This window comes from Arthrobacter sp. 10T425 (assembly GCF_056393985.1).
The window spans coordinates 17,786-42,269 of record NZ_JBFTGZ010000011.1 but is presented as its reverse complement, the minus strand read 5'-3'; the positions used below and the strand labels follow the sequence as shown (position 1 = coordinate 42,269).

The following is a 24,484-nucleotide window of genomic DNA, read 5'->3' as shown; positions in this document are numbered from 1 at the left end:
TGGTGACTGATGAGCAGCGGGGTCAGTGGTTCCAACAGCTCTTTCCGGCGCCGGGTGGAGCGTGCCGCGGAACTCCGGGCCGTGCGGGCCTCGGGCAGCACGGCGCAGGAGAACGACGAGCTCAACGCCGCCGAGGAGGGACTCCGGCAAAAGCGCGCCAAGATCGACGACGCCGCCAAGGCCGAGTACCTGATCCGGGATGCCATGGCGCAGGGCAAGTTCGACAACCTCAAGTACGCCGGCAAACCCATTCCCGGGCTGGGTGAGGCGTACGACCCTGACTGGTGGGTCAAGGGCCTGATCCAGCGGGAGAACATCTCCGGGCTGGCCCCGAAGGCGATCCTGCTCCGCACCGAGGACGCCGAGCTCGACGCGCGGCTCGATGCCCAGTTCAGCGAAAAGCAGGTCCGCGACATCGTGGAGGACTTCAATGCCCGGGTCATCGATGCCCGGCGGCAGCTCCAGGGCGGGCCGCCCGTGATCACCAAAACGCGGGACGTCGACGCCGAACTGGACCGCTGGCGGGGTCGCCGGGCTGCCGCGGCCGCCGTCGCCCCTCCGGAGCCGGAGCCGAAGCGGCCCTGGTGGCGGCGGCTGTGGAGCGGGGCGGGCTAGGCGCCGCCGAACTAAACGCTCACAGGCTACGGGCGCCGTCGAACTCCTTGGGCTCATTACTCGAGGGCCGGCCCATTGCAGCTGCCGCAGAGAAAACAACTAGGAGATAGCAATGTCTGAACAGGAACCCGTGCTGGTGGTCGGTGCAACGGGATCGCTCGGTGGGCAGGTCGTCGACCGGCTTCTTGACCGGGGCAAGAAGGTGCGGGCGCTTGTCCGCCCGAGCTCGGACGCGGGCAAACTCGAGGCCAAGGGCGTCGAGATAGCCCGCGGCGACATGCTCGACCTCGATTCGCTCGTCGCCGCGATGACCGGCGCCGCCGCTGTGATCACGACGGCGGCCGGGTACACCGGGAAGAACAAGAACGCCCACGAGATCGACACGCGTGGCAACGCCAATCTCGCCATCGCCGCCAGCAAAACCGGGGTGCCGCGCTTCGTGCTCACCAGCATCCTCACGAGTGACCAGACACCCGGTGTGCCGCATTTCTGGCACAAGAAGCTCGCCGAGGACAAGCTCGAAGAACTCAACGTCCCGTTCGTCGCGCTGCGCCCCGGAGCATTTTTCGACCAGATTGCCCGGCTCGGCGGTGACCCGTTCGAGAAGGGCCGCATCATCTGGCTCGGCTCAAAGAGCGTCCCCCTGACGTTCGTTCTGACCAGCGACCTCGCAACCTACCTCGCCGAAGCCGTCGACGCCGACATCGCCGACGGCGAACGCATCGAAATCGGCTGGACGCGCCCCATCAGCATGCGGGAAGGCGCTGAACTGGCGTCGCGGCTGGCGAACAAGAAAATTAGGGTGCTCTCCCTTCCCACCGAACTGCTCCTCAGGATAGGCAAGATTTCGGGAAAGTCCGGCTCGCGCATGAGCGACATGGGAGCCATGGCGGCGTGGTTCGAAACCGGCCGCTACGTGGCCAACACGAGCCGCCAGGCAGAACTCTTCGGCCCCGCGCCAACTCCGGAAGACGCGGTCGCGCGCTTCGCTGCGCGGTTGGGCCACGGACGAGCGCAGTCCTAGTGGGTGCGGCGGTGTCCAGATTAACGGGCGGTCCCGCCGGGTCACACGTGCCGCCGCCACATGCCGGTCAAAGGCCCGTGGCTCCGGGGACGCAATCGGCGTAGCCTGCGCTTAGGCGCGCACTTCGCGCACCCGCGCGTCGGCACGAAACGGGCGATGCCATGAAGAAATACGGCACTGATCATAATCCGCGGCCGGCGGCTTCGGCCGGGTCTGGGCGCCCGGCATCAGACCGTGCACCGCTTCGCCTGGCCGCCACCCTGGCGTTTGCCGGCTTCGCGCTGTCCGTGGTCGCCGGGTTGCTCCATGCCGATACGGCCAGCGCAAATGACCACCCGGCGACGTTCGCGGAGTACGCCCGCAGCGGTATTTGGACGGCGGTCCACCTCGGCCAGTTCGCCGGCATGGCGCTTCTCATCTCCGGGCTGCTGGTCCTGCTGGTGATCTTGAAAGCACAGGACGGGGCCATGGCCTGGACGGCCCGCTTCGGCGCTGTCGCTGCGGTCGCCGCGCTGGCACTTTACGCCGCGCTCCAAGCCGTCGACGGCGTTGCCCTCAAGCACGCAGTGGACGCCTGGGTTGCGGCTCCGGAACCGGAGAAAGCTGCGCGGTTTGCGACGGCCGAGGGTATCCGTTGGCTGGAGTGGGGCATGCGCAGTTACCAGAGCTTCGTGCTGGGCGTGGCCCTGGTCTTGACCGGTGCCGTGGTTGTCGGGGCGCGCCGCGTCTCCCGGCTGATCGGCTACCTTATGGCGCTGTCCGGGCTCGCCTACCTCGCGCAGGGCTGGATCGTCGGCGCCGAAGGCTTCTCTCCGGCCAACTCCATTCCTACACTCGCTGGGATTGTCTTCATCCTCGTGTGGTCCGTGTGGCTGCTGGTCAGTGCATGGTTCGGGAAGGTCGCGACCGCCCGCGACAGGTGACGCGGCTAGCGGACCCCGACGGCGGGAGGTTCAGCCGCCGTCGTCGTCGTCGCGTCCGTCAGAGTTCCGGGACGCAGGGTCCGGAGCCCAGCAAAGCCAGTCCGGCGAGGTCGCCGGCGGCGAACCCGGTCAGCCCACTGTTTTCGGCGTGCATCAGCTGGGTCGGATCGTCCACGTGGTCCAGTCCTACAACGTGCCCGAGCTCATGCAGGATGACGGCGCGGACATCGGCGGGACCGTCCGGCCGCAGCATGATCCTGGCGAGATCGGGAGCGTCCAAAGCCACCTGGCCCGACACCAGGACGGCGGGGCGTCCGGAGACACTCACGGCTGTGCTCCCGCCACGCCCGGCAACGTTTCCTGCAAGCTGCGGGACTTCCTCCGGAGAAGACCACGCGATCAGAACGGGGGCCCACCTCCGGCCGTGGCGGTCCGGCTGATAGGTTTTGCGCTGCTCGGTGGGTGCCTCGGAGGTGACGCCATCGGCCGCGAAGTGCAGCCCGGTGGCAGCCGAAACCTCATCCACAGCCTCGCTGATCAACCGTTCTGCGCCGGGCGGCGCGTTGTCCGGCCGGACGACGTAGTGGACCGGCCGGCAGGGGTCGTAGGCAGCGAAGCCCTGAACGCCGTCCGGAGCCGGATGCAGTGCGTAAGCATGCGAGCCGCTGCTGACCGGCGGCCTTCCCAGCGGGGAATTTGCGGCGTCAACCCCGGGCGGCGGCGCGGTGGCGCCGGGCAGGTAGGGGCGCACGGGGGCCATTACAAACTGCTCGAACAGCGGAGGGAGGAAGTTCAACCCCACCATCAGAGCAAGGGCAACAAAGGTGCCGGATTTGCCCCATTGACGTGGCCGCCGTGGCCGCTTCCGGCGGGGCCGAACAATTTTCGGAGTTTTGCCGCCAGTGCCGGGGACTTCGCGCCACGGGGCGGGGTCCTCGAGCTTGCCCAGGGCCTCGTCGACTGCCCACTGTGGAATTCGCCCGCTGGCGGAGCGGCGGACGCCGCCCCGTGGGGCGCCTTCATGGAAGCGTGAGTCGTCCGCAGTCGGATAGCCCCGGTCGCCAAAGTCTGAACGCAACTTGTCCCCCTCGTTGCATGCAACCCATCTCCCCAGATGGATCCACTACAGCATAGGGGAATGACCATCCGTGAGTCGTCCCCCGTTCAGGGTTTCCCCGGGTACTGCGGTGGCGTAGCCGCGCGCTCCCGTCCGGATTCGCCGGATAGCTGCGAGAGCGCCGGAAAGGTCCGGCGACTTCGCGGGCTTCCGGCGAATTCGCGCGTCGGGGGGAGTAACAGAGGGGCGAAGGCGTTAGGCGGTTCAGCCTCCGGCGGAGCCCTGGTCCGCGTCGAATCCGGCCAGGAGGCGCCGGGAGGCCGTGTCCATGTGGGAGCGCATGGCCGCCGTCACGGCGGCCTCATCGCGTGATTCCAGGGCAAGGAAGATCCCGCGGTGCTCAGCCAGGGCCGATGCCGCGTGCCCTTCGTCCGTCAGGGCGCGGTCAACCCAGATGCGCAGCAGCGACCGGATGCTCTGCAGCAGTTCCTGCAGGACCTGGTTGCCGGAGGCTGCGGCGATTTCACGGTGGAAAGCCGCATCCGCCTCCACGAACGTCACAAGGTCCTCCAGGCTGCCGTCCATCGTGGCCAGATTGGCGCGCATCCGGTCCAGGGCATCGTCGGTAATCCGCTGCGCCGCCAGCTGGGCGGCCTGTACCTCGAGCCCGCCGCGCAATTCCACGAGTTCGCGCGTGCGGGGGGCGCCCAGCATAAGGCCCCAGCTCAGCGTGCGGGGGAGGAGCTCGGAAATGCCGTCGCGAAGGTACGTTCCGGAGCCCGGCCGGACAATGACGATCCCGAGGATCTCCAGCGCCGCGAGGGCTTCCCGGACCGCGGAGCGACCGACCCCCAGAGATGCGGCGAGTTGGCGCTCGGCCGGCAGACGGGTTCCCACGGCAATTTCACCGCTCGTGAAGTAGCCCAATAGGCGTTCCGCGACTTCGGACACGACAGAGCCTTGCTCCATAGAACCGAGCGCGGCACTGATTTTGGCCGTCGAAGCGGCGGAGTTAGCGGAGTTAACGGACACCTTCAAAGCGTAACAACACGCACCGCCCGGGCCATGCCGACGGCCGCCGCAGTAAATAAACATGTCAACCGGTTGACCAATTCGAGTTGGACGCCTTATGGTTTTTATCACACGCTTAGTTGGGCCTGGCCAGCTCCCTGGAACTACGCGATGAGACCAATCCCCATGCTTCCAGCGCAGGAGGCTGCGGGATCCCGACATCAAGGAGTCAATGTGGACACCACGCAATCAGTGGTCGAAAGATCTGCAATCAAGAAAGTGGCAGTGCGGCTGGTGCCGTTTGTCGCTCTCATGTTCTTCATCAACTATCTGGACCGCACGGCCATCTCCTTCGCCGGCCCCAACGGCATGAACACTGATCTGGCCCTCTCGGCGGCCCAGTTCGGCTTCGCCTCCGGTGTCTTCTTCATCGGCTACATCCTGCTGGAAGTCCCCAGCAACCTGGCCCTGCACAAATTCGGAGCCCGCCGGTGGCTGGCCCGCATCATGGTCAGCTGGGGCATTGTCTCCCTGCTCTTCACCTGGGTGGGCAGCGTGGAGCAGCTCTACATTTTGCGCTTCATCCTGGGTGTGGCCGAGGCCGGATTCTTCCCCGGCGCCATCCTCTTCCTCAGCCTGTGGGTCCCGTCGCGGCACCGCAGCAAGATCCTGGCACTGTTCTACCTGGCCCAGCCGCTGACCACGGTCATTGGAGCCCCGCTCGCCGCCCTCCTCATCCAGCAGCATGGCCTCTTCGGACTCGAAGGCTGGCGCGTCATGTACTTCGGTGTCGCCATCCCCGCCATCCTGATCGGCGTCGCCGCCTGGTTCTACCTCGCGGATTCCCCGGCCAAGGCCAAATGGCTGACATCGGACGAAAAGACCTGGCTGACCGGCGCGCTGGAGAAGGAAAAGAACGCAACCGCCGCCACCAACAAGCACGTCAGCGTCCGCACCGTCTTCGGCAACGGCCGCGTCTGGATGCTCGCCCTGATCTACTTCGGCTTCATCTACGGCCTGTACGCGCTCGGCTTCTTCCTGCCGACCATCATCTCCGGCTTTGAGGGCCTGTACGGCACCAAGTTCGACGTCGTCCAGAAGGGCCTCATCACGGCCATCCCGTACCTGCCGGCCGCCTTTGCCCTGTACTTCTGGTCCAAGGACGCCACCAAACGGGGCGTCAAGACGTGGCACATCGCCGTCCCCGCCCTCGTCGGAGGCCTGAGCATCCCGCTGGCCCTCTTTGCGGGTTCGCCGGCGGCGACGATCGCGATCATCACCCTCACGGCGATGTCCATCTTCGCGGCGCTGCCGAACTTCTGGACCGTCCCCACCCAGTTCCTCACCGGGGCAGCGGCTGCCGCCGGGATCGCCCTGATCAACACCGTGGGCAACCTGGCCGGCTTCAGCGCGGGCTACGTCACCGGCTGGCTCAAGGACTGGACCGGCGGCTACACCGTCCCCATGTTCGTCGTCGGCGGCTTCATGCTCCTCTCCGCCGTCCTCATGATGGTGCTGGCCCGCAACGGCGCCGGCAACGCAACGGCCGCCCCTGAAGCAGCAGACTCAGCGGCCGCGGAGTCAGCCGCCGTTCGCTAACGGACGCAGCCTGCTCCCAACAATCCGGTGCCCGCCGCGTGCCACACAGCCGCGGCGGGCACCCACCAAGCAGCTTTCCCTCTTCCAGGAGTACCCCCATGACCCGCCTGTTCAATGACCCCGCAGCCTTTGCTGACGAAATGATCGAGGGCTTTGTCGCCTCCCACAGCCGCTGGGTCAGGCGTGTCTCCGGCGGCGTCGTCCGCAACACCCGGAGCACCCCGGGCACCGTGGCGCTCGTGATCGGCGGCGGTTCCGGGCACTATCCTGCCTTCGCCGGGCTCGTGGGCCAGGGTCTGGCCCACGGTGCCGCGATGGGCAACCTGTTCGCGTCGCCGTCCGCCCAGCAGATCTACACCGTGGCCAAGGCCGCCAGCAACGGCGGCGGCGTCCTCCTGGGCTACGGCAACTACGCCGGTGACGTCCTGCACTTCAACCAGGCCCAGGCCCGGCTGCGCGCCGAGGGCATCGATTGCCGCAGCATCGCCGTCACCGACGACGTCTCGTCCGCCCCGCCGGCCGAGCACGCCAAGCGCCGCGGGATCGCCGGTGACCTCACGGTCTTCAAGGTCGCCGCCGCCGCCGCCGAGGCCGGGTACACCATGGACCAGACAGTCGAGATCGCCGAGCGCGCCAACCACCGCACCCGCTCCTTCGGCGTCGCATTCTCCGGCTGCACCCTGCCGGGCGCGGACCACCCGCTCTTCTCCGTCCCCGAGGGCCGCATGGCCGTCGGGATGGGCATCCACGGCGAGCCCGGCATCGGCGAAACAGGCGTCCCGACGGCGGATGAACTCGCCGAACTCCTCGTCGCGAAACTCCTCACCGAAATTCCCGACGGCGTCGAAGGCTGGATGGCTTCCGGCGGGACACGGCGCGTCGTCCCGATCCTCAACGGCCTGGGCAGCGTCAAATACGAGGAACTGTTCGTGGTCTACCGCCGCGTCGCCCAGCTCCTGGCCGAGGCCGGACTGGAAGCCGTCGACCCGCAGGTGGGTGAGCTGGTGACCAGCTTCGACATGGCCGGCACCTCCCTGACCCTCTTCTGGCTCGACGACGAACTTGAGACCCTCTGGCACGCGCAAGCCGACGCCCCGGCCTTCCGCCGCGGCGCCGTCACGGCGGCGGCCCTGGAAGCCACGGACTTCACCGACCTCGCCGAGATCGAGGCGGCTATCCCGGATGCCTCCGACGAATCCCGCGCCACGGCCGTCCGGGTCCTGGCCGCGCTGGGAGCCGCGAAGGACGTGGTGGACGCCAACGCCGAGGAACTGGGCCGGATCGACGCGGTCGCCGGCGACGGCGACCACGGCATTGGCATGGAGCGCGGCGTCCGCGCCGCCGTCGACGCCGCGGCAGCCGCCGTCGCCCGCGGAGCCGGCGCAGCCACCACCCTCCACCTTGCCGGCGACGCTTGGGCCGACAAAGCAGGCGGCACCTCCGGCGCACTGTGGGGCATGGCCCTCCGGGCCGTCGGGGATGCGCTCGGCAACACTGCTGCCCCCGACGCCGGCGCTGTCGCCGCCGGAGTCGCCGGCGCCGCGGCCGCCATCATGGACTTCGGCAAGGCCGCGCCGGGCGACAAAACCCTCGTGGACGTCCTGGTCCCGTTCCGCGACGCCCTCGCCGGCGGCGTGGACGCCGGGGGATCCCTCACGAAGGCCTGGGGCGCCGCGGCCGCCGTTGCGCAGCAGGCCGCAGAAGACACCGCCCAGCTCCTGCCGCTCGTGGGCCGAGCCCGCCCGCACGCCGAGAAGAGCCTTGGCACCCCGGACGCGGGCGCGGTGTCCATGGCACTGATCGTCCGAGCAATTCACAACACTCTCCTCGCGGAAACAGTCGAGGGAAAAACAGTCAAGGAGAACGCATGAGCGCCAAACTGCGCCTGGTCATCGGGGCCGACGACGCCGGATTCGAGTACAAGGAAGCCCTGAAGGCAGACCTGGAAGCCAGCGGGCTCGTCGAGTCCGTCCGTGACGTCGGCGTCGACGCCACCAGCCACACCCCGTACCCCTCCGTGGCCATCGCGGCCGCCGAACTCATCGCCTCCGGCGAGGCCGACCGCGCCCTGTTAGTGTGCGGCACCGGCCTCGGCGTGGCCATCGCCGCCAACAAGGTCCCGGGGGTCCGGGCCGTCACGGCGCACGACAGCTTCTCGGTGGAACGGGCCATCCTCAGCAACAACGCCCAGGTCCTCACGTTCGGCCAGCGCGTCGTCGGCCTGGAACTGGCCCGCCGGTTGGCCCGGGAATGGCTGACCTACACGTTCGACGAAACCTCCGCCTCGGCCGAGAAGGTCACACTGATTAAGGACTACGAGGGTGTCACTTCCTGCTAACCCCGCCACAGGCGGTACAGGCGAAGCCGCCGGCCGTGCCGCCCGTACAAAGCAGCCGCAAGCCGTCATCGGCGTCAGCCTGAAAATGTACTTCGGCTACCAGCGCACGCTGGACTACTGCCGCGAGGTCGCCGTCGTCGCACTGGCACACCCCGCCGTGCAGAACGGCGAGATCGAACTGTTTGTCCTGCCGGCCCTGCCCGCGCTGCCCGAGGCAGCCCGGGTCCTCGGAGTGGCCGGCGCGGGCGCCGGCGCGCAGGACATCTTCTGGGAAGACGAGGGCGCCTACACCGGCGAGGTCTCCGGCCGGACCGTCGCCGAACTCGGCGGCCGCTACGCCGAAGTGGGCCACGCCGAGCGGCGCCGAATCTTCGGCGAGGATGACAGGACAGTCGGCCTCAAGACCGCCGCCGCCTACCGCAACGGCCTCACGCCGGTACTTTGCGTCGGGGAACTGCAGCCCGGCTCCGTGGAGCAGGCTGTCCGTCACTGCACTGCGGACATCGACGCCGCCCTCAACCGGGCGCGGTCTCTCGGACCCGCGGCCCGGACCATCGTGGCCTACGAACCGCAGTGGGCCATCGGTGCCCCCGAACCGGCCACCCCGGAGTACATCAGCGCCGTCATCACCGGGCTGGACGCGCATCTGCGTTCCCTTCCCGGCCAGGCCGAGAGCCGGGTCATTTACGGCGGGAGCGCCGGCCCCGGCCTGATCGGCCGGCTCGACGACGCCGTCGCCGGGCTGTTCCTGGGCCGCTTTGCCCACGACCCGCAGGCGCTCAAGACCATCCTGGACGAAACTGCCGCCCGATTCGGACTCCTGCTGACCGCGGGAGGCCGGCCATGAGCTCCACGAACGGGCAGGGTTTAGAGAACGGACAGGGTTCACGAATCGGTCTCAGTAGCTACGCCTTCTTCTGGCAGCTCTCGGACCAGGTCTCCGCGCCGCTGACCCTCCAGGATGCGTTGGCCGATACCGCGGCCCTGGGCGTGGACCTCTTCCAGATCTGCGACTACGCCCCGCTCGAATCCATGACGGACGCCGAACTGGCCGCCGTCCGGGCCACGGCCGATGCCTTGGGGATTTCCCTGGAGCTCGGCACCAAGGGCATCCGGCCGGAGCATCTGAAGAAGTTCCTGCGGATCGCCGGGATCCTGGCCGCGCCGCTGCTGCGGACCATGTTCAACGTCCCGGGCCACACCCCGGACGCGGACGAGGCCGTGGCGATCTTCACCAGTCTCCTGCCCGAATTCGAGGCCGCAGGGGTGAAGATCGCCGTGGAGACCTACGAACAGGTGCCCACAGCCCGGGTCCTGGAGGTCATCGCCCGCGTGGACAGCCCGAACCTGGGCATCTGCAGCGATCCCGCCAACACCGTGGCGGCGCTGGAATCCCCGCGCGAGGTGATTGACGCCGTCGCGCCGTATGTCCTGAACATGCACATCAAAGACTTTGCGTTCAGCCGCAAGGAGGGATGGGTCGGGTTCACGTATTCCGGCGCTCCCCTCGGCGAAGGCCTCCTGGACTATGCCTACATGGCCCGGAAGCTGCAGCCCAAAGAAAGAAACATCAACCAGATCATCGAGCACTGGCTGCCGTGGCAGGCCTCCGAAGAAGAGACCCTCCGCCTCGAAAAGCAGTGGACCCAGCAAAGCCTCGATTTCCTAAGGAGTAACTGAAATGTCAGCAGAACAATTGACCGTGGCCGTCATCGGAGCCGGAGGCAAAATGGGGCTGCGTGTTTCAGCCAACCTCCAGAAGAGCGCCCACACCGTCTACTACAGCGAAAACTCGCCGGCAGGCCAGGACCGCGTCCGCGCCGAAGGCCGGGAAATCAGCACCACCGAGGACGCCATCAAGGACGCCGACGTCGTGATCCTCGCGGTCCCGGACACCGTCCTGGGCGTCGTGTCCCACGGCGTGGTTCCGCAGATGAAGTCCGGCGCCATCCTGCTCACCCTCGACCCGGCCGCCGCCTACGCCGGCCTGCTTGCCAAGCGCGACGACGTCGTCCAGGCCGTGGCCCACCCGTGCCACCCCTCGGTCTTCCTCGAGCGCACCACCAAGGAAGAATGGGCCGACACCTTCGGCGGCCAGGGCGCCCCGCAGAACGTGGTTGCCGCGATCGACGAGGCCGCCACCGATGCCGCCCGCGCCGCCGCCGAGGCCACCATCAAGGTGATCTACGCCCCGGTGATCGACGTCCACTGGGTCACCGTCAAGCAGCTCGCCATCCTCGAGCCCACCCTCGTGGAGACCGTCGCCTGCATGATCGGGACCCTGCTCAAGGAAGCCCTGCACGAAACCGTGCACACCGCCGGCGTCCCCGAGGAAGCAGCCAAGGCCATGCTGTTCGGGCACGTCCAGATCGCCTTGACCAACGCCCTGCGCGGCTCCAACCCGTTCTCCGAGGCGTGCGAAATCGCCATCCAGTATGGCAAGGACACCATCATCAAGGACGACTGGAAGAAGATCTTCGACGACTCCGAGCTCGACTACGTCATCGCCAAGATGCTCAAGCTCGAGCCCGCCGTCCAGCGCTGACCCCTAACCCCCGGCCGGATTCGCCGGAAGGCTGCGAGCCCGCCGGAAAAGTCCGGCGACCTCGCAAGCTTCCGGCGAATTCACGCGCCCGGGCCAGGGCGGGTCAGATGCCCGGGGCAGGACGGGTCAGATGGTGCGCGGAGCCTTGGCCAGGTTCTCTGTGAGCTCGGCCGCGTTCTGCCGGATCACGTAGGCCGGGCGGTCCCGTTCCGTGCGCCAGCTCTCGGCGAGCGGGCCCATGTTGACGGTGTCGAAGCCGAATTCGTCGTAGAGCCTGGTCACCAGCTCAGCCGCCTCCGGGAAATCGCTCGCCGTGGCCAGGGCCCGGCGGTTCGGGGTGCCGGCCGGCGTCCCGTCCGTGGTGATCTGGGAGTACATGATGTGGTTGAAGGCTTTGGCCACCTTCGACTGGGGAAGGTGCTCCTGCAACAGGCCGGACGTGGTGGCCTCGCCGGCATCCAGGGCCGGGATATGCCCGTCGCGTTCCCAGTAGTAGTTGTTGGTGTCGAGGACGATCTTGCCGGCCAGCGGTTCCACGGGGACGTCCGGGAGGCTCCTGAGCGGCACGGTGACGACGGCGAAGTCGCCGGCTGCGGCCGCCTCGGCCGGCGTTGCGGCCCGGGCCCTGGGCCCCAGTTCCGCGACGAGCTCCGCCAGAGTTTCCGGCCCGCGCGAGTTGCTGATCACGACGTCGTAGCCGACCTCCACGGCCTTGCGGGCGATCTGGCCGCCAATGTGTCCTGCACCGATGATTCCGATTGTTGTCATGCCGGAGAAACACCCGGGCGAGCGAAGATATTTCGCCGGTTCAGGACTGTGTGCGCCGGGGACCGACAGGACACCGGTCGGGGCAGGCGAGTCCAAATCGCCGGAAGCCTCCCCGCTCGCCGGAAAGTTCCGGCGAGCCCGCAGAGTTCCGGCGAGTTCGCTCGTAGAGAGGCTAGCGCCTAGGGAGGCTAGGCCGTGGGGCCCGGTTCGTCGTCGGTGTCCGGGCCTTCTGCCGCGTCCTGGGAATGGGCGCGGTCGTCGAAGGGTTCAGCCGTTGCATCACCTTCGGCGGGGGTCTCGCTGTGGTGACGCTCCGGCGCCTGTGAGTCGTCGCTCATGTCCGCTCCTTAGCTGCTCCTGCGGTGGATTGCTGGCTATTTGAACATCTAGCTCCCGCAGCGAGAGAGCTGTCAAGGGCCCCTGGATCCTGCGGATTCAGACGGGCGTCCGGCCGCCGGGACGGCTGGAATCCCGTTTGATTTCCTTGCGGGGGCGCAGGGCATAGTCGCGGGACCGCTTGCTGGAGAGCGCCAGAAGCAACAGGATGTCCAGGGTCAGGCCGGGGAGATTGGACTTCAGGGTGATGTCCGGGCCGCCGTGGAAAACATCGACGGCCTGGAAGCAGATGGCGGCCGTGCTCAGCGCCATGGCCACCGTCCGGGCCCAGTTTCGGCCGAGGAACACGAACCACGCCAGCAGGATCTCGGCCACGGCAAAGAGCAGGACAACCACCGTTGCGGCGCTGACGGCCAATTCCGCCTGGGCTTCCGTGACCGCCGGGCCGGCTACGGGCTGCACCAGTGAGCTGACGTGCGCGTCCTTGAAGAGCACCAGGGACAGTGCCAGCAGCGCGGCCGCCGCCGCGCGGGCACCGACGAAGACCGCCCCGACAATCGTGGTCGAAGGACGCCTGGCGCGGCCCTCGCCCGGGGGCGTGTCGCTCCCAAGCGAGCCCGCAGCGGTCGGCTCCGCGACGGTCTGCCTGAGATCGACGATGGGGAGATTGCCATCGGTGGTGATGGTGTCGCCCCCGCCGTTGCGCGCGTGATAGCCGGTGGAAAAATCACGGATCACCCTGAGCCCGGCCGCGGGATCGGCCCCGGTAATGGCGCCGACCACATGGTCGCGTTCGGCGTCGGTGTTCTCATCGATTTTGTGGGTGATCTGCAGGGTAAACAGGGACAGCCCGACGCTGCGGTCATACGTGCCGGCCGCCAACCAGTCGACGGCCAGCCCGCCCGGCAGCAGCCAGCCGGGCGGGCAACGCCAGAAGCGGACGTGGTGCCGTTTGCCCGGGGTGCCGTCGACTTCCTGCTGGTAGGCAAAATCCTGCTGGCGGCCGAACAGGAACAGCGGACTGACCGGGGCCTCGAGATAGCTGCGGCGCAGGAGGGTGGAAGAGACGATCCGCCGGCTGCTGGCCAGGGTCACGTCATCGGCCCTTGTCCAGCCCGCGGACCGCATCACGCCATGGATCTGCGGTTCCGATCCCAGCAGGGCTATGTTCACGGGATCGCCCAGCAGCCCGTCGCTGGTGCGCGCCCGGCCGATGAAGTAGTCCGGAACGTAGAGCCGGGTCAGGATCCGGTGCAGACGGGGAAGCACCAGATAGGCGAGCAGGGCCCAGAAGATGAAGAGGAACCAGACCTGCGCCCAGCCCCATTCGAAGCTCAACTGCACCAGCAGCGCGGTCAGCCACACAGCCGCAACGCCGCCCACCACGAAGAACACGCTGTCCAGCACGGAGTACGGCACCGCTTCGGCGGGAGCTGTGACCTCAACCGCTGCCTTGGTCATGGCCGCCATACTACGCCCGCTATCGACGGAGGGCTGGCTCGAAAGATGAATCTTCTGGCCCCAAGGTGGAGTGCGGCCGGATGTGACCTGCCTGTGACAGCCGCCGTGGATAGGGTGACAGCATGGAACCACTACTGAAAGTTTTGCGGCATTGGGGCGCCCCCGCGGCGGCCGTTCTCTTCTTCACGCTGCGGTGCGTGGCCGAGGCCGGGCGGATGGGCCCCGGCCTCCACACCTGGGAGGGGACGTGGCCGCTGATCCTCATGACGGCAGCGATTGCCTGCGCTGCCTGGAAGCCCTACGCGTCGCTCGGATTCACGGCAGGGCTGCTCGCGGGCCAACTGGGGTACGCCATTCCCGCGATGCACGCCAACCACTGGGCCATTTACCTCGGGGCGTTCGTGTCCCTGGCTTTCATCCAATGGACGGCCCGGCGAAGGACACGCTTCATCGCGGCGGCCGCCAACGTGGTGTTCGCCGGCGCCATGACCTTCCTGATGCTGTCCTGGCGCTACGGCAACGGCGTCGGCTGGCTCCTTCCGCTGTACATGGGCGACCGGTGGACCTTTCAAGCCTACGGCTGGCAACTCTTTTCGCTGCTGCTGGTGATCGCGGCAGCCTGCGCCGCCGTCGGACTTCTGCTGGCGATGTATCAGGAACGCGGCAGCCTGTTCCAGGCCAGGACCATCGCCCAGACCAGCCTCAGGGAAGCCGAGGTGGACCTGATCGTGGAGCAGGAACGGACCCGGATCGGCCGGGACCTGCACGACGTGCTGGCCCACTCACTCGCCGTGATCGCGGCGCAGGCGGATGGCACCCGCTACCTGAGCAAGGACCAGCCGAGGGCAGTCCTAAACGCCCTGGAGAACATTGCGACGTCGGCCCGGAGCGCCCTGGTGGACGCGCAGCGCGTCATCGAGGGGGTGCACGACGACGGCATGGTCACGCCCCAGCCCCGGCTCAGCGACGTCGGGCCCCTCGTGGCGCGCATGCAGGGCAGCCTCGAGATCGAACAGAGCGAGTCCGGCGCACCCGCCGAGCTTTCCGCCGGGCAGCAGCTCGCCGTATTCCGGATCATCCAGGAATGCCTGACCAACGCACTGAAACACGGCGGCCGCGGCACCGCGGTGCGGCTGCACCTGGACTGGAGCGGCCCGGGGCTGACCCTGCATGCGGCGTCCGGGATCCCGGAGACCACAGGCAGGGACAGCCCGGACCCCGCCGCCGAAACGCGGGTGGGCCGCGGCCTCGCCGGGATGCGGGAACGCGCCCACCTCTCAGGAGGCTGGATGACGTCCGGCCCGGATGGCGAGCAGTACCGGGTGACCGTCTTTATCCCCTACGGCACAAGGACGGCCGACGCCGACGCTGCCGCTGCCGCCGCCAGCGCGGAGCCGGACCTGGTTCCCGCGGGAAGCCCAGCAGCGCGCCCGGGAATGCCGCTGGCCGAAGCCGGCGACCGTGGCTGATGCCGGGGCGGCCATTACCGTGGCGATTGTCGATGACCAGGCCCTGTTCCGGGCGGGAATCCGGATGCTGGTGGAGAGCCAGCCGGACATGGAGATGGCCTGGGAAGCCGGCGACGGCGCGCAGGCGGCGGCATTCGCCGTCGAACGGTGCCCGGACGTGATGCTCATGGACCTGCGCATGCCGGTCCTTGACGGTGTCGGCGCCACACGGCGGATCGTGCGGCAGGCGGAGGCCGCGGGCACCGGCGCGCCGAAGATCATCGCCCTGACCACGTTCAATCGGGACCAGGCGGTGGTTGACGCCGTGCACGCCGGGGCCAGCGGCTACCTGCTCAAGAGCGCCGAACCGGAGTTCCTCCTCGCCGCGATCCGGACGGTGTACTCCGGGTACTCCGTGATTGCGCCGGGATCAGTGCAGGATTTGTTCCAGCATGCCGCCCGGACCGTGCCGGCCGGGGGACCGGACCTGTCCGCGCTGGAGGTGCTGTCTGTCCGGGAACGGGATGTCTTCCTGCTCGCGGCCAAGGGGCTGGCCAACGGTGAGATCGCCGGAAGCCTGTTCGTATCCGAGGCGACAGTCAAGACACACCTCAGGAGCGTGCTGGGCAAGCTGGGCCTCGGGACCCGGCTCCAGCTGGTGGCCTTCGCCTATGAACGCCGGCTGCTGGGCTGAAACCCGCTGCAGGGCCGAAACCCGGCTGGGCCCCCGGCTGAGACTCGCCGAGGGCCGCTGGCGCGGCGACTTGCGCCGCCGGATTCCTCACCGCCGCAGCGTCAGAAGCTCACCGTCTGGGTCAGGTATCCGTAGTACTGCCCCGAGATCGGGTGGATGGGATCGCCGCCGAAGCCGTAGTCGTGGTGCCGCTTCGAGTACGACTTTGTCAGGTCAAGGTACTGCTCCATGACGTGCTCGGCTGAACCCGTGCAGGCCTTCTGGCTGATGCAGAGGGCCACCGACCCTGCCACGGCCGGGCTGGCGAAGCTGGTGCCGTTGCTTACGTTGTAGCCGCCGGGCCAGGTGGAGAGCATGCACACGCCGGGGCCGGAGACGGTGTGGGCCTTGTCGTCACTCGTGGTGGCGAAGTTGGAGAAGAACGCGGGCTGGTCATCCTTTTGCCCGTACTTCGAAAAGTCGTCGGGGCCGCAGATCGGGGCGGCATCCCCGCCAGACTTTCCGTCGAAATCGCCCATGGCGGTGGCGGTCAGTACTTGGTCGTACGTGGCCGGCACTGTGTTGGCGAAGTCCTCACCGGCGTTGCCGGCCGCGACGGCATAGGTGACACCGGCCCGGACCGAGCGGCAGATGGCGTAGTGCATTGGGTCCGTGCCCTTGCCGCAGTTGGGCGTGTCCGCGGCGCCGCCGGCGATGCTGATGTTGGCCACGGCGATGTCGTTGCTGTCGTCATGGTCCTTGCGCGTCGAGGTCACCCAGTCAATCGCGCAGATCAGGCTCTGCTCGGAGATCAGGCCGTTGTCGTCAACCACCCGGACAGACCACAGCGGAGTGCCCGGGGCGGTCCCGATGACGCCCAGGCGGTTGTTCCGGGCGCCGATCACGCCCGCAACGAATGTCCCGTGCCCCAGGACGTCAACGGGGGTCACATCGACGGGCGAGCCGGACTGGCAGTCGACGCCGTCCTTGACGTTCAGGTCCGGGTGGGTCGCATCGATGCCGCTGTCGATCACCGCTACGTTGACGTTGATCCGGCTTGGCCCCCGGTCGAGGGCCTTCCGGACGTCTGAGCTGGTTCCGGCGATCCGCTTGCGCCAAAACGGCGTCTCCTGGGTGGCCGCGGTTCCAAGATCCCGCGGTTGCTGGAAGGTCCGGCCTGCCGTGACGAAGTCGACGTTGGGGTCGGCCTTGACGCGTTGCGCCTGGGCCGCCGTCAGGGTGGCAGAGTAGCCGTTCACAGCGTTGCGGTAGACCTTCGATGCCGTGAATCCGTAGGCGCTTTGCTGGGCGGCCGCCGCCGCTCCGGCGTCCACGACGCCGTCCTTGAGCACCACGATGTAGTTTTGTGCCGGGTTGGCGGCGTTCGAAGGAGCGGCCGCCACCAGGCCGCCGCCCGCCGCCAGGGCAAAGGCCGCCAGCGAGGCCAGCCCGCGCCCGAACCAAAATGTGTCCGGTCTGGGAAGGGAGCTGCGCCGGTGTCTGCGCGGGGTCCGCGCCACCGATGTTAGCTTCGGTTTTGATGCCTTGCGGCTGGCTTGGCTGAACATCGTGGCCTCCCATTAAGCGAGTTCGCTAATTCGAGTGCCCCCCGCCCATATCTTAAGCCTCCGACCGCGTCTTACACCCGGGCCCTTTGGAAAAACTTGAGCCGGCCCCAGCGGCCGGCTCAGACGAGGCTGTCTTCCTTTGCGCGCGCGGAGGCATTTTCCGGTGCCCGGCCGGCCGGTGCCCGGCCGGCCGCGTGGGCGGACGTCGCGGCGTGGGAAGGCGTCGCGGCGTGGGCCGCGCCGGTGTGGTGGCCGAACGGGTTGAACCGGCTGAAACCGAGCTCGGCAAAGGCATACGCGGTCTCGGCGTGTTCGGACCGGTCGACTCCGGCGAGTTCGTCCTCGCGGCTGACCCGGAAACCCAGCGTCTTGTGGATGGCGAGTCCGATCACCGCGGTCCCGAGGCCGGACACGGCCACCGTGATGAGGACGGCCACGGCCTGCGCGATGACCTGGTGGAGCCCGCCGCCGTAGAACAGCCCGCCGCCGGCACCGTCCACCGGGAGCGCAATGAAACCGAGGGCGAGCGTGCCGATCAGGCCGCCGCCGAGGTGGACGCCGACGACGTCGAGCGAGTCATCGAAGCCAAACTTGAATTTCAGGTCCACGAACACGGCGCAGGCCGCACCGGCCACGAAGCCAAGGCCCAGCGCGGCGAGCGGGCTGATGTTGGCGCACGACGGCGTGATCGCCACCAGGCCGGCGACGGCGCCGGACGCCGCGCCCAAGGAGGTGTGGTGGCCGTGGCGGACCTTCTCGGTCACCAGCCAGCTGATCATGGCTGCGGCAGGGGCGGCCAGGGTGTTCACCCAGATCAGGCCGGCCTGCTCCACTGTGGTGGCGGCGCCGGCGTTGAAGCCGAACCAGCCGAACCACAGGATGCCCGCGCCGAGCATAATGAAGGGGATGTTGTGGGGGCGGTGGCCGGGGTCCTTGCCGAAGCCGTGCCGGTTGCCCAGGATCAGGACCAGGACCAGCGCCGCGGTTCCGGACGCGATTTCCACTACGGTGCCGCCGGCGAAGTCGATGACCTGGCCGAAGACGGCACTTACGGCGCCGCCGGCACTCATGAGGCCTCCGCCCCAGACCATGAAGGCCAGGGGGCAGTACACGAGGGTGATCCAGACGGGGACGAAGAGGGCCCAGGAGGTGAACTTCGCGCGGTCCGCGATGGCGCCGCTGATGAGGGCCACGGTGAGGATGGCAAAAGTGGCGCTGTAGCCGGCCTTGATCAGGTCCGGCGAACCGATGAGGCTGCTCAGGCCGAAGCTCGCGAACGGGTTGCCGAACACGCCGAGGACACCTTGCCCGGTGCTCATGGAGTAGCCCCAGAGGACCCACACCACGCCGACGATCCCCACCGAGACGAAGCTCATCATCATCATGTTGAGCGAGGCCTTGGCCCGGGTCATCCCGCCGTAAAACAGGCCCAGGGCCGGGGTCATCAGCAGAACCATCGCTGCCGACACAATCATCCAGACGCTTCCAGCAGTGAGCTCCACCGGCGGGTCCCTTCTCGTCAGTCTTCCGTACCGGGACACGTCGCCGCCGGCCCCCGATCCGGATTTAATCCTCGCGGAGCCATGTTTCCGGCAGTGAGGCGAAAAGTTGCGGGCACGTTACGGGAATCGCGACGGCGTGAAGTTCGCGTGACCGGCATGTTTCAGGAATGTAAACGCGGCCTCATATGCCCGCCGGTTTTGATGCTGCCGGGTGGGCCAGGAATGAATTCAAATGATTGAATGTTCAATAAATATGGACTTTGGTATCTTCACTTTCGGCGAGCTCACCCGCGATAGCAGCACCGGCATCGCGCTGTCCCCGCAGCAGCGGCTAAAAGAGATCGTCGAACTCGCCAAGCTGGCCGATCAGGCGGGCCTCGGATTCCTGGGGTTGGGGGAGCATCATCGGCGCGACTTCGCCCTCTCGGCCCCGGAAGTCGTCCTCGCCGCGATCGCCCGGGAAACATCCAATCTCCGGCTGGGCACGGCCGTGACGGTGCTCTCCACCCAGGACCCCGTGCGGCTCTTTGAACAGTTCGCCACTCTGGACCTGATCTCCGACGGCCGGGCCGAGATCATTGCGGGCCGCGGCGCGTTCGTGGAGTCGTATCCATTGTTCGGCCACAGGCTCGACGACTACGACGCCCTGTTTGATGAGAAGCTGCGCCTGCTGCTGGAACTGCGGGACAACGCCCCGGACAACTCCACAGTGCAGTGGGCCGGAAGACTGACTCAGAGCATCCCGGACATGGACATCGCCCCGCGCCCGGTGCAGGCGAAGCTGCCAGTCTGGGTGGGCGTCGGTGGCACTCCGGCGAGTTTTTCCCGGGCGGGCAGGCTCGGGCTTCCTCTTTTCATCGCCCTGCTGTCAGGGCCGGCCCGTTTCCGCCGCCTTGTTGAGCTCTACCGCGAGAGCGCTGCCGAGGCCGGCCACGATGCCGGCGCGCTGCCGGTGGGGGCCGGCGGTCACTTCTACGCGGCGCCGACGTCACAGCAGGCGCGCGACACGTTCTACCCCTACTACCGGGCCTACTTCGAACAAAACATGCCGCGACCCGTAGACCACTTCCCCCGATCCACCTTCGATTCCTGGACCGAGCCCGGCGGCGGGTTGCTGGTGGGGAGCCCGCAGCAGATCACCGAGAAGCTCCTGGAGATCCACCAGACTCTGGGGAACTCGCGATACCTGGCCCAGATCGGACTGGGCGGCCTACCCTTTGCCGAGACGGCCCGGTCGATTGAACTGCTGGCCACGGAGATCATGCCCGCCGTCAACAGGGAGGTCTCGGCCGCCCTGGTAAGCAGCCGGACCGGCAATCAACCAGCCTGACAATCAGCCCGCCGGCTGGCCCACTACAGCGATTCAGTTTTGGTCCAGCGGAATCTCAAGGCAGCGGCCGGAGGCGTTCCAGTAGCCCAGCGTGCCCAGCTGACCGCTCAGCCGCTGCATCCGGGCGGCAATGCCGGGTGCCGATCCGCGGGCCAGGCGCGCCTGGAATCCGTCGATGATGGTCGGATGCAGCCGAAGCGTTCGGGGTGCGCCGGCGCCGGTGTCGAGCATGAACACGAAAGACTGGTCATTGCGCTCGACCGGGTCCACAGCGTAGTCGTCAATGAAGTCCCCGGCGCTGAAGATGATGGGACGGTTCCGGTGGATGCCGACGCCGCGAAATATGTGCGGCGAGTGGCCGAACACGACGTCGGCCCCGGCCTCGATGAGGTTCCGGGCAAGGTCCTGGTGCCCGGCCGGGACGTCGTGGCCCCAGTTGCCGCCCCAATGGGCTGACACGATGAGGACCTGGACGCGGGCCTTGGTCCTGGCGACCAGTTCCAAGAGTCCGTCCAATCGTGTCCCGCCGCGCCGGCCGGCGTCATCAACGGGGACATCCTCCACCGGGACGTAGTAGACCCCGGGAGCCGCGGTGCCCGCCTCCCAGCCGGGCTCGTTGTCCGTGAAGGCAATGAATCCGACGGCGACGGCGCCCACGCGCCACACGGCCGGGCGGCGGGCGGCCTCCAGGTCGGGGCCGGCCCCGGCATGGAGGATGCCGCAGCCGTCCAGCGCCGGCAGCATCTCCCCGAACGCGTCCTGGCCGAAATCCAGGACGTGGTTGTTGGCGAGCGAGACGACGTCGATCCCGGCCGCGAGGAGGCTGGCGACGTTCTTCGGGTCCGAGCGGAAATGGAAGATCTTGCCGGGTTCGGGCTCGCCGCCGGCCGCCAGGACACATTCGAGGTTGGCGATGCGGACGTCCGCCTGCTTCAGGACCGCCAGCGTGTCGCCCCACGGATAGGCAGGCCTGGCCGCTGCCAGGTGCCGGTTCACCAGCCGGCCCAGCATGACGTCTCCCAGCAGCGCGATCAGCATGGACTGCCTGCCTGCCTGCCTGTCACGTCAGGGCCCGGGGGCTAGCTTTGGTAGCCTTCGACCTCGCTGACCGGCCGCACTTCCGCCTCGTCGGGGTTCTCGCCATAGTCTTTTTTCGCGCGCCGCTGGCGGAGCAGGTCCCAGCACTGATCCAGTTGTTCTTCCACCTGCTGCAGCCGGAGGATGTCCGGGCCTCCGGTCCCGCCAGACTGGGTTGAGCCTTCGCGGAGGCCGTGTTCCTCCTCCACCAGGGCCTTGATGCGCTCCAGGATGTCTTGATTGTCCATGGTGTCCTCTTTTCGTCCGACGGCGGCAGGCAGTCTTCTCTTCGCAGGGTCCACTTCCAGCAGGTCCCCTTCCAGCCTACGGAGGGCACGGTGCGGTGAACAGGGGCGCCGGATGCCGGGGCCGGACGGCGCTGGCCGGCGCCTGCGGCCTAGCCCAGGAGCTCGTCCGGGTAGCACCAGCGCCAGTCCTCGCCGGGCTCGACGCTGCGCATGACGGGGTGGCCGCTGAGCTGGAAGTGTTTGTACGCGTGGGTTCCCGGCGAGGAATCGCAGCAGGCCACGTTGCCGCACTGCAGGCACATCCGCAGATGCACCGTCGTCGTCCCCTCCCGTTCGCACGCCTCGCAGAAGGGACCAGTCGGGACGGTGAGATCGGGGGCGGACTCCAGGTGCGGACAAACGCCGCGGGGCCGGGCGATTCCCTCGCCGCCGCTGCCGCCGTCCGCGTCCGGTTCCTCCAGTGCGGCGTCCAGCATGGACTCTTCGACGTCGAGGCGGTCAAGGACGTTGACCAGGACCTCGTGCGCGTATCCGCCGCCGCGCCGCAGCTCGAGGACCTTGGTGCGCTCGGCGTCCAGCATCGCCAGCCGGAGTTGGGCGTACCGCTGGCTGGGGGTGGCGGCTTCGGCGGACGGCCGGCCCAGCCGCTCCCATGCGGCCAGCCCGCGCTCCTGGGTGCGCCGTTTGAGCATCGCCACGACTTCGGGGGGATCGGCGTCCGAACGCAGTTCCTGGAGCCGCTGCACGCCAGCCGCCGTCGCCATCTGCATCAGCGACGCCTCGTTGAGCGCGTCCTCGCGCGGGTCCGGTCCCTTCACGCGCAGCAACCGGACCAGCGCCGGGAGCGTGAAACCCTGCAGGGTCAGCGTGCCGGCCACCACCACGAGGGCCATCAGGATCAGGACCGACCGGTGCTCCAGCTCCGCCGGCAGGACCAGGACGGCGGCAAGCGTCACCACGCCGCGCATGCCGGCCCAGGAGACGATCGCCGGAAATTGCCAGGGCGGCGCGGGATCCTTGCGCCGGACCGCGGGAATGAGCCGCGGCAGGTACGTTGCGGGGAAGACCCAGACCGGGCGCAGGACCAGCACGGCCAGCAGCACGGCGGCACAGCCGAACCAGATCCGTTCCGGCCCCAGCGAGTCATCCCGGACGCCCTCGATGATGGTCCGGACCTGCAGCCCGATCAGCAGGAAAACGGAATTCTCCAGCAGGAACTGGACCGTGTGCCAATTGCTGCGCTGGCTCAGCCGGGCCGCCCCGTTTGGCATGGACGGCGCCTTGGTCCCCATGATCAGCCCGGTGACGACGACGGCCAGGACGCCGGAGGCGTGGATCGCTTCCGCCGGGAGGTAGGCGACAAGCGGGGCGATCAGGGAAGTGGAAGTGTTGATGGCCACGTTGCGGATCCGCTTGCGGAGCGCCGTGAGCACGAAGGCCGCGGCAACGCCCACCGCCACGCCCCCGCCAACCGCCAGGACGAAGCCGCCGGCAATCTCCGCGGCGGAGACAACTCCGGCGATCGCGGCGATGGCAGCACGCAGGCAGACCAGCGCCGTGGCGTCGTTGACCAGCGATTCGCCCTCCAGGATGGTGACAACCCGGCGGGGCATGCCCACCTTTCGCGCAATCGCCGTCGCCGCCACGGCGTCAGGGGGCGCGACGACGGCGCCCAGGGCCATGGCGGCCGCCAGCGGGATCTCGGGAAACAGCCAGGCGACCACCAGCCCGACGCTGACGGTGCCGAAAATGACGTAGCCGACCGACAACAGGCCGATGGAGCGGCGGTTGGAACGGAAATCGAACAGCGAGGTCTGCAGCGCCGCCGCATAGAGCAGCGGCGGCAACAGCCCGACCAGAACGATTTCGGGGTTCAGCTCGATGGTCGGAACGAACGGCAGGAACGAGCACACCACGCCGGCCAGCACCAGCAGCAGGGGGACGGAGATGTTGATCCTTTGGCCCAGTGCGCTGCAGGCACAGACGATGGCGACGAGGGCCAGCAGCCCGAAAGCGACTTCCATGGGCCCATTCTCTCAGCTTCCCGTCCGGTGCCGGCGGGTCCCTGCAATGCATCATCAGCTTGCTTACGACTTGGCGGCTTTCTAGAGTTAAGACTGCAAACCAAGTGGGACACTGCGCTGGTGCCGGCACTGAACGAATATTGCCCGGCCCGCGCCCGGCACGAGGAGGACACATGTCAGAGCACAATCTTTCCGGCAAGAAGGTCGCGTTCCTGCTGACTGACGGTGTGGAGCAAGTGGAGCTGACCAGCCCGTGGGATGCCGTCAAGGAAGCCGGCGGTGTGCCAACCCTGGTCTCGCCCAAGACCGGAGAGCTGCAGGGCTATGACGGCACCGAAAAGGGGCAGCGGTTCGCCGTCGACCTCGCCGTGGGGCGGGCCGACGCCGCTGATTTCCACGCCCTGGTCATCCCCGGCGGCGTGGTCAACGCCGATCACCTCAGAGTCGACAAGGAGGCCCAGGCGTTCACGCGTGCCTTCTTCGAGCAGCACAAGCCCGTCGCCGCCATCTGCCACGGGCCGTGGCTGCTCATCGACGCCGGCGTGGTCAGCGGCAGGAACCTGACCTCCTACCACACGCTGCAGACGGACCTGAAGAATGCCGGCGCGATCTGGACTGACGAGGAGGTCGTGGTGGACCAGGGCCTGGTGACCAGCCGCAGCCCACGTGACCTTCCGGCCTTCAACGCCAAACTCCTTGAGGAAATCGCCGAAGGCGAGCACGCAGGCCAGACGCCGTAGCCGCACTCCCGCCGCAGCGTCCGACGGCGGCACCGGCCGCCGTCGGACGCCCTCGGCCGGCCGTTCACCTGGTTAGTCGCGGGCTGCCCGGTTCCGCGGCCGGACACCTACCCACGCTGTTGGTTTTGCGGCAGGATATGCCCTGTACCGTGCACCGTCGTCGTTGCCGCCCGGCCGGCGCCCCCAACAGCAAGGAG

At 68.0% G+C, this 24,484-nt stretch carries 23 protein-coding genes; 13 read left to right on the top strand and 10 right to left on the bottom strand.

What is annotated here, in order from left to right; all coding sequences use genetic code 11:
- The first annotated feature begins 9 nt into the window (after positions 1–9).
- The 3 genes from AC1DDH_RS13825 (at position 10) to AC1DDH_RS13815 (ending at position 2,562) form a co-directional block, all read left to right on the top strand.
- A complete protein-coding gene (locus AC1DDH_RS13825) occupies positions 10–615 on the top strand; it encodes a DnaJ family domain-containing protein (RefSeq protein ID WP_476955634.1) in 606 nt (201 codons plus the stop codon).
- Positions 616–727: 112 nt separating this feature from the next.
- A complete protein-coding gene (locus AC1DDH_RS13820; RefSeq protein WP_476858003.1) occupies positions 728–1,639 on the top strand; it encodes an SDR family oxidoreductase in 912 nt (303 codons plus the stop codon).
- A gap of 161 nt (positions 1,640–1,800) precedes the next feature.
- A complete protein-coding gene (locus AC1DDH_RS13815; protein WP_476955633.1) occupies positions 1,801–2,562 on the top strand; it encodes a DUF4386 family protein in 762 nt (253 codons plus the stop codon).
- Between the two features lie 58 nt (positions 2,563–2,620).
- Here AC1DDH_RS13815 and AC1DDH_RS13810 read toward each other — a convergent pair whose 3' ends face one another.
- The gene (locus AC1DDH_RS13810) at positions 2,621–3,322 is read right to left on the bottom strand and encodes a matrixin family metalloprotease (protein ID WP_476955632.1); all 702 of its coding nucleotides are present in this window, start codon (positions 3,320–3,322) and stop codon (positions 2,621–2,623) included.
- Positions 3,323–3,883: 561 nt separating this feature from the next.
- Complete coding sequence (locus tag AC1DDH_RS13805) at positions 3,884–4,570, bottom strand: FadR/GntR family transcriptional regulator (protein WP_476858000.1); 687 nt, start codon at positions 4,568–4,570, stop codon at positions 3,884–3,886.
- A gap of 294 nt (positions 4,571–4,864) precedes the next feature.
- Between AC1DDH_RS13805 and AC1DDH_RS13800 the strand changes: the two genes are divergently transcribed.
- The 6 genes from AC1DDH_RS13800 to AC1DDH_RS13775 all read left to right on the top strand — a co-directional run bounded on the left by AC1DDH_RS13800 (position 4,865) and on the right by AC1DDH_RS13775 (position 11,112).
- The gene (locus AC1DDH_RS13800) at positions 4,865–6,229 is read left to right on the top strand and encodes an MFS transporter (protein ID WP_476857999.1); all 1,365 of its coding nucleotides are present in this window, start codon (positions 4,865–4,867) and stop codon (positions 6,227–6,229) included.
- A gap of 98 nt (positions 6,230–6,327) precedes the next feature.
- A complete protein-coding gene (locus tag AC1DDH_RS13795; RefSeq protein WP_476955631.1) occupies positions 6,328–8,100 on the top strand; it encodes a dihydroxyacetone kinase family protein in 1,773 nt (590 codons plus the stop codon).
- Positions 8,097–8,567: a ribose-5-phosphate isomerase gene (locus AC1DDH_RS13790; protein ID WP_079551080.1), complete on the top strand. Its 471-nt coding sequence runs from the start codon at positions 8,097–8,099 to the stop codon at positions 8,565–8,567. The genes AC1DDH_RS13795 and AC1DDH_RS13790 overlap by 4 nt, the downstream gene beginning before the upstream one ends.
- The gene (locus AC1DDH_RS13785) at positions 8,551–9,414 is read left to right on the top strand and encodes a triose-phosphate isomerase family protein (RefSeq protein WP_476955630.1); all 864 of its coding nucleotides are present in this window, start codon (positions 8,551–8,553) and stop codon (positions 9,412–9,414) included. Before AC1DDH_RS13790 ends, AC1DDH_RS13785 begins: the two co-directional genes overlap by 17 nt.
- Positions 9,411–10,247, top strand: a complete 837-nt coding sequence (locus AC1DDH_RS13780; RefSeq protein WP_476857995.1) for a sugar phosphate isomerase/epimerase family protein — start codon at positions 9,411–9,413, stop codon at positions 10,245–10,247. Before AC1DDH_RS13785 ends, AC1DDH_RS13780 begins: the two co-directional genes overlap by 4 nt.
- A gap of 1 nt (position 10,248) precedes the next feature.
- The gene (locus AC1DDH_RS13775) at positions 10,249–11,112 is read left to right on the top strand and encodes a phosphogluconate dehydrogenase C-terminal domain-containing protein (RefSeq protein ID WP_476955629.1); all 864 of its coding nucleotides are present in this window, start codon (positions 10,249–10,251) and stop codon (positions 11,110–11,112) included.
- Positions 11,113–11,238: 126 nt separating this feature from the next.
- On the opposite strand, the gene AC1DDH_RS13770 is transcribed toward AC1DDH_RS13775, so the two are convergent.
- The 3 genes from AC1DDH_RS13770 to AC1DDH_RS13760 all read right to left on the bottom strand — a co-directional run bounded on the left by AC1DDH_RS13770 (position 11,239) and on the right by AC1DDH_RS13760 (position 13,686).
- Positions 11,239–11,880, bottom strand: a complete 642-nt coding sequence (locus AC1DDH_RS13770; protein ID WP_476955628.1) for an NADPH-dependent F420 reductase — start codon at positions 11,878–11,880, stop codon at positions 11,239–11,241.
- A 188-nt stretch (positions 11,881–12,068) separates the two neighbouring features.
- Positions 12,069–12,218 (bottom strand): hypothetical protein, encoded by a 150-nt coding sequence (locus tag AC1DDH_RS13765; protein WP_164468554.1) that lies wholly within the window; start codon positions 12,216–12,218, stop codon positions 12,069–12,071.
- A 97-nt stretch (positions 12,219–12,315) separates the two neighbouring features.
- Entirely contained in the window at positions 12,316–13,686 is a 1,371-nt protein-coding gene (locus AC1DDH_RS13760) for an LssY C-terminal domain-containing protein (protein ID WP_476955627.1), read from the bottom strand.
- A 113-nt stretch (positions 13,687–13,799) separates the two neighbouring features.
- On the opposite strand from AC1DDH_RS13760, the gene AC1DDH_RS13755 reads away from it, so the two are divergent.
- Complete coding sequence (locus AC1DDH_RS13755; protein WP_476955626.1) at positions 13,800–15,146, top strand: sensor histidine kinase; 1,347 nt, start codon at positions 13,800–13,802, stop codon at positions 15,144–15,146.
- Positions 15,139–15,819: a response regulator gene (locus tag AC1DDH_RS13750; protein ID WP_476947924.1), complete on the top strand. Its 681-nt coding sequence runs from the start codon at positions 15,139–15,141 to the stop codon at positions 15,817–15,819. The genes AC1DDH_RS13755 and AC1DDH_RS13750 overlap by 8 nt, the downstream gene beginning before the upstream one ends.
- Positions 15,820–15,920: 101 nt before the next feature.
- Here AC1DDH_RS13750 and AC1DDH_RS13745 read toward each other — a convergent pair whose 3' ends face one another.
- Entirely contained in the window at positions 15,921–17,366 is a 1,446-nt protein-coding gene (locus AC1DDH_RS13745) for a S8 family peptidase (RefSeq protein WP_476955625.1), read from the bottom strand.
- A 119-nt stretch (positions 17,367–17,485) separates the two neighbouring features.
- Complete coding sequence (locus tag AC1DDH_RS13740; protein ID WP_476955624.1) at positions 17,486–18,868, bottom strand: ammonium transporter; 1,383 nt, start codon at positions 18,866–18,868, stop codon at positions 17,486–17,488.
- Between the two features lie 253 nt (positions 18,869–19,121).
- On the opposite strand from AC1DDH_RS13740, the gene AC1DDH_RS13735 reads away from it, so the two are divergent.
- Positions 19,122–20,198: an LLM class flavin-dependent oxidoreductase gene (locus AC1DDH_RS13735; protein WP_476955623.1), complete on the top strand. Its 1,077-nt coding sequence runs from the start codon at positions 19,122–19,124 to the stop codon at positions 20,196–20,198.
- A gap of 33 nt (positions 20,199–20,231) precedes the next feature.
- Here the strand turns inward: AC1DDH_RS13735 and AC1DDH_RS13730 are convergent, their stop codons facing one another.
- From AC1DDH_RS13730 to AC1DDH_RS13720, 3 genes are all read right to left on the bottom strand, one after another.
- Positions 20,232–21,236: a CapA family protein gene (locus AC1DDH_RS13730; RefSeq protein ID WP_476955622.1), complete on the bottom strand. Its 1,005-nt coding sequence runs from the start codon at positions 21,234–21,236 to the stop codon at positions 20,232–20,234.
- Between the two features lie 41 nt (positions 21,237–21,277).
- Positions 21,278–21,523 (bottom strand): DUF2630 family protein, encoded by a 246-nt coding sequence (locus AC1DDH_RS13725; RefSeq protein ID WP_223913561.1) that lies wholly within the window; start codon positions 21,521–21,523, stop codon positions 21,278–21,280.
- A 149-nt stretch (positions 21,524–21,672) separates the two neighbouring features.
- Entirely contained in the window at positions 21,673–23,547 is a 1,875-nt protein-coding gene (locus AC1DDH_RS13720; protein WP_476931900.1) for a Na+/H+ antiporter, read from the bottom strand.
- Positions 23,548–23,720: 173 nt separating this feature from the next.
- Here AC1DDH_RS13720 and AC1DDH_RS13715 point away from each other — a divergent pair, with 173 nt between their 5' ends.
- Entirely contained in the window at positions 23,721–24,287 is a 567-nt protein-coding gene (locus AC1DDH_RS13715) for a type 1 glutamine amidotransferase domain-containing protein (protein WP_476931899.1), read from the top strand.
- Positions 24,288–24,484: the final 197 nt, after the last annotated feature.

Coding starts and splice junctions, on each gene's coding strand:
- AC1DDH_RS13735 (WP_476955623.1), top strand. CDS start 19,122: ATGGACTTTGGTATCTTCACTTTCGGCGAGCTCACCCGCGATAGCAGC.
- AC1DDH_RS13780 (WP_476857995.1), top strand. CDS start 9,411: ATGAGCTCCACGAACGGGCAGGGTTTAGAGAACGGACAGGGTTCACGA.
- AC1DDH_RS13820 (WP_476858003.1), top strand. CDS start 728: ATGTCTGAACAGGAACCCGTGCTGGTGGTCGGTGCAACGGGATCGCTC.
- AC1DDH_RS13715 (WP_476931899.1), top strand. CDS start 23,721: ATGTCAGAGCACAATCTTTCCGGCAAGAAGGTCGCGTTCCTGCTGACT.
- AC1DDH_RS13770 (WP_476955628.1), bottom strand. CDS start 11,880: ATGACAACAATCGGAATCATCGGTGCAGGACACATTGGCGGCCAGATC.
- AC1DDH_RS13765 (WP_164468554.1), bottom strand. CDS start 12,218: ATGAGCGACGACTCACAGGCGCCGGAGCGTCACCACAGCGAGACCCCC.
- AC1DDH_RS13775 (WP_476955629.1), top strand. CDS start 10,249: ATGTCAGCAGAACAATTGACCGTGGCCGTCATCGGAGCCGGAGGCAAA.
- AC1DDH_RS13810 (WP_476955632.1), bottom strand. CDS start 3,322: ATGGCCCCCGTGCGCCCCTACCTGCCCGGCGCCACCGCGCCGCCGCCC.
- AC1DDH_RS13730 (WP_476955622.1), bottom strand. CDS start 21,236: ATGCTGATCGCGCTGCTGGGAGACGTCATGCTGGGCCGGCTGGTGAAC.
- AC1DDH_RS13825 (WP_476955634.1), top strand. CDS start 10: ATGAGCAGCGGGGTCAGTGGTTCCAACAGCTCTTTCCGGCGCCGGGTG.
- AC1DDH_RS13720 (WP_476931900.1), bottom strand. CDS start 23,547: ATGGAAGTCGCTTTCGGGCTGCTGGCCCTCGTCGCCATCGTCTGTGCC.
- AC1DDH_RS13725 (WP_223913561.1), bottom strand. CDS start 21,523: ATGGACAATCAAGACATCCTGGAGCGCATCAAGGCCCTGGTGGAGGAG.
- AC1DDH_RS13755 (WP_476955626.1), top strand. CDS start 13,800: ATGGAACCACTACTGAAAGTTTTGCGGCATTGGGGCGCCCCCGCGGCG.
- AC1DDH_RS13795 (WP_476955631.1), top strand. CDS start 6,328: ATGACCCGCCTGTTCAATGACCCCGCAGCCTTTGCTGACGAAATGATC.
- AC1DDH_RS13815 (WP_476955633.1), top strand. CDS start 1,801: ATGAAGAAATACGGCACTGATCATAATCCGCGGCCGGCGGCTTCGGCC.
- AC1DDH_RS13745 (WP_476955625.1), bottom strand. CDS start 17,366: ATGTTCAGCCAAGCCAGCCGCAAGGCATCAAAACCGAAGCTAACATCG.
- AC1DDH_RS13760 (WP_476955627.1), bottom strand. CDS start 13,686: ATGGCGGCCATGACCAAGGCAGCGGTTGAGGTCACAGCTCCCGCCGAA.
- AC1DDH_RS13790 (WP_079551080.1), top strand. CDS start 8,097: ATGAGCGCCAAACTGCGCCTGGTCATCGGGGCCGACGACGCCGGATTC.